Genomic DNA, 3,966 nt, shown 5'->3' with positions numbered 1-3,966 from the left:
GGCTGCCGCGACGGCGGTGGCCTGGCCGATTCCGGCGCTGCCGCCGGTGATAAGTGCAATCCGGGTCATGGTGTTTCTCCAGAACGTCGAGCGAACCTTCTGATGACCACGAAACACCCGGCACCGGCGGCCGCCGTAGACCATTAATCGCGCGTTGTTGCCTGATCCTCTCGATCAGTTCTGGCGGCCGTTTTCCGCCACGGCCTTCTCGACCGTGGCGAGCAACACCGGAACCTGGTCGGCGGGGATGCCGCCGCCCTGGGCGATTTCGGTGTTGCCGCCGCCGCGGCCGGACAGCGCGTGCCGGACCAGGTCGGCCGCGGACAGACCCCGGCCGATGGCCGCGTCGTTGATCGCGACGGTCAGCGACGCCTTGCCGTTGGCCCGGGCCGCGACCGTCACCACCGCGGGACGCCCGGCGTCGATCTTGCCGCGGATCTCGAGCGCGAGGGCGCGCGCCTCAGTGGCCGCCGCGCCGTCGGATGCCTCGGTGGCGACGAACGCGACGCCACTGAGATCCCGCGCCTGGCCGGCGAGCGTGGCCGCCTGGCCGAGCACCATCTGGGCGCGCAGCTTCTCCAGCTCCTTCTCGGCGTCACGGAGCGCGGTGACCGTCTGCTCGACCCGGTCGGCGACCTGGTCACCGGGCACCCGGAACAACTCCGCCAGGCGGCTGACCAGCAGATGCTCCTTGGCCAGGAAACCGAACGCGTCGATGCCCACCAGCGCCTCGACCCGGCGGACGCCCGAGCCGATCGACTGCTCGTTGAGGATCTTCACCAGCCCCAGCTGACCCGACCGCGCCACATGTGTGCCACCGCAGAGCTCACGCGCATAGTCGCCGACCTCCACGACGCGGACCTCATCGCCGTACTTCTCGCCGAACAGCGCCATCGCGCCCAGCCGGCGCGCTTCGGTCTGGGAGGTGATGAACGCGTGAACCTCCAGGTCCCGCAGCAGAACCTCGTTGACCTGCTGCTCGACGTCGTGCAGCACCGACGGCGTCACCGCGCCGGGGGTTTTGAAGTCGAACCGCAGGCGGCCGGGCGCGTTCAGCGAACCGGCCTGGCTCGCCGACTCCCCGAGGAACGCCCGCATCGTCTGGTGGATCAGGTGGGTCGCGGTGTGCGACCGCGAGATCGCCTTGCGCCGGGTCACGTCGATCTCCGCCTCCGCCGACTCGCCCGCGCGGACCTCGCCGCGGAGGACCCGCGCCCGGTGCACGATCAGGCCCGGGATCGGCTGCTGGACGTCGAGGATCTCGAGCCGGCCGCCGCCGACCGTGATGATGCCGGTGTCGGGCTGCTGGCCGCCGCCCTCGGCGTAGAACGGGGTCGTGTCCAGCACGAGTTCGACGTAGTCGCCCTCGCCCGCCGTCTTCAGAGGGCCGTGATCACCGAGCAGGGCGCGCACTCGCGATTCCCGGCTGACCTCCTGGTAGCCCGTGAACTCGACCGGGCCGCCGTTATCGAGCACCGACCGGTACGCCGACAAATCGGCATGACCCGTCTTACGCGCCTTCGCATCCGCCTTCGCCCGGGTCCGCTGCTCCGCCATCAGCCGACGGAAACCCTCCTGATCGACCTCCAGACCCTGTTCCGACGCGATCTCCAGCGTCAGATCGATCGGGAAACCGTACGTGTCATGCAACTGAAACGCCTGCGAACCGGTCAGCCGCCTGCCACCGCTCCTGCGCGTTTCGTCGATCGCGACGTCCAGGATCGTCGTGCCCGCCTTCAACGTCGACAGGAACGCATCCTCCTCCGCATACGCATACGTCGAGATCCGCCCGAACTCCTCCGCCAACTCCGGATACGACGGCGCCATACAATCCCGAGCCACCGGCAACAACTCGGGCAACGCCCGATCCTGCCACCCCAGCAACCGCATCGACCGGATCGCCCGCCGCATGATCCGCCGCAACACATAACCCCGGCCCTCGTTGCCCGGCGTCACACCGTCACCGATCAACATCAACGCCGTCCGCACGTGGTCGGCGATCACCCGCAGGCGCACGTCGTCGGGGTGCGACTGGTTCGCCGCGTGCCCCGAGCGCGCGCCGTACGGCTTGCCGGTCATCTGCGCCGCCCGGTCCAGGATCGGCTTGACCTCGTCGATCTCGTACAGGTTGTCGACGCCCTGCAGGATCGACGCGACCCGCTCCACGCCCATGCCGGTGTCGATGTTGTTCTCCGGCAGATTGCCGACGATCGTGAAGTCCTCCTTCGAGCGCACGTCGGTGATCTCGTACCGCATGAAGACCAGGTTCCAGAACTCCAGATAGCGGTCCTCGTCGACCGCCGGGCCCCCCTCCCGGCCATAGTCGGGGCCGCGGTCGTAGAACAGCTCCGAACTGGTGCCACCAGGGCCGGGGATGCCCATGTGCCACCAGTTGTCCTTCCGGCCGCGCCGCACGATGTGCTCGGCCGGCACGCCGATCTTGCGCCACAGCGCGAACGCCTCGTCGTCGTCGAGGTAGACGGTCGGCCAGATGCGCGCCGGATCGAGGCCGAAGCCGCCCTGCTCGACCGGATTGGTCGACAGCTCCCAGGCCAGGTCGATCGCGCCCCGCTTGAAGTAGTCACCGAACGAGAAATTGCCGCTCATCTGGAAGAACGTGCCGTGCCGGCTGGTCTTGCCGACCTCATCGATGTCGGGCGTCCGGATGCATTTCTGCACCGCCGCGGCGCGGTCCCACGGCGGGGGCTGCTGGCCGGTCAGATAGGGGACGAACGGCATCATGCCGGCCGCCACGAACAGCAGATTCGGATCGTCGTACGCCGGCAGCGGCGCACTCGGCACGACCGTGTGCCCGTTGGCCTCGAAATGCGCCAGAAAGCGACGCTTGATTTCCTCGGTAAGCATGGGCCGGAGACTCCAAAAGCAGCCCGATCATCAGCCCGGTCATCAGATCGGCATCAGATCGGTGGGAAGTCTGCGCGAAGGGCAGCGCCGTGCTCACCCGCGATCAGGCGACGGCACGGACGGATCGACTCGCCGGGCGGAGTTCGGGTCAGGCGCGCGCAGCCACCGAACCGGGCATCCACCCGGCGCGGCTAGCTCGCCGTCCACCACAGAAACTCATCGCCTTGCCTTTCCGACTCCTACACGGCCGTGCCGGAATGCTACCAAGACGACCACGTCACGGCGCGAGAATTTCGGCCGACCTTCTCGGCTGCCGCTCGCGCCCGCCGCCGCGGGCACGACCTGAAGGCGCGATCCAGGCCGTGCCTCATGCTCGACGGCGGAACTCAGGACTCGGTGATCGCGTCCACGAGGTCCCCGACCGGACGGTCGGGCAGCGCCCGGGCAACATCAGCCAGGGCGACGATGCCGACCAGACGGTGCCCGTCGATCACCGGCAGGCGCCGTACCTTATGTGCGGCCATGGTGCGCAGCACCTCGTTGGCGTCGTCGTCGGCGCCGACGGTGACCGGCTTACCTTCGGCCAGCTGGCCGGCGGTAACCTGGCCCGGTTCGCGGTCACGGCCGAGGGCCTTGACCACGATGTCGCGGTCGGTGAGCATGCCCTTGAGCCGCTCGTCGGATCCGCAGATCGGCAGCGATCCCACGCCCAACTGCGCCATCTTGTGCGCTGCGGCGGTCAGAGTTTCGTCCTCGCTGACGCAGGTCACGTCCGCGGTCATGATGTCACGTGCGGTGGTCACGACGGTCTCCTCCCCACGGGGTTATCACCGGCATACCCGCGGTCCGCGCGCTCATTCCCTTCGATGGATGCGCTGTGCTTCCCCATCCGCAGCAAACGACAACGCCGGATCGGTCGCTTACCGGCGTGCCGCGCTCCTCGACCCGGGGCATCCGCGCGTCGAACGTGACGCTGCCCGCCGGGCAGATGATCGGCACCTGATGGTCCTTTTGCGGCACCGATTGGCATGATCGACACCTGACATTTCGTAACTGGATAGGTGCCTGAGGTGCCTGAAGATTCGGATGTGTATTCCGGTC

The 3,966-nt window shown here is 68.3% G+C and carries 2 protein-coding genes; both read right to left on the bottom strand.

Going from position 1 to position 3,966, the window contains the following annotated elements:
• Nucleotides 1-174: 174 nt before the first annotated feature.
• Nucleotides 175-2,865: an alanine--tRNA ligase gene (alaS, locus tag AB0M88_RS52895; RefSeq protein WP_364116154.1), complete on the bottom strand. Its 2,691-nt coding sequence runs from the start codon at nucleotides 2,863-2,865 to the stop codon at nucleotides 175-177.
• A gap of 386 nt (nucleotides 2,866-3,251) precedes the next feature.
• Nucleotides 3,252-3,668: a CBS domain-containing protein gene (locus AB0M88_RS52890; RefSeq protein ID WP_364116151.1), complete on the bottom strand. Its 417-nt coding sequence runs from the start codon at nucleotides 3,666-3,668 to the stop codon at nucleotides 3,252-3,254.
• Nucleotides 3,669-3,966: the final 298 nt, after the last annotated feature.

The sequence above is a fragment of the Actinoplanes sp. NPDC051411 genome (assembly GCF_040682075.1).
Lineage (GTDB): Bacteria > Actinomycetota > Actinomycetes > Mycobacteriales > Micromonosporaceae > Actinoplanes.
The sequence above is the reverse complement of the archived record's forward strand: the minus strand, read 5'-3'. Positions and strand labels throughout refer to the sequence as shown.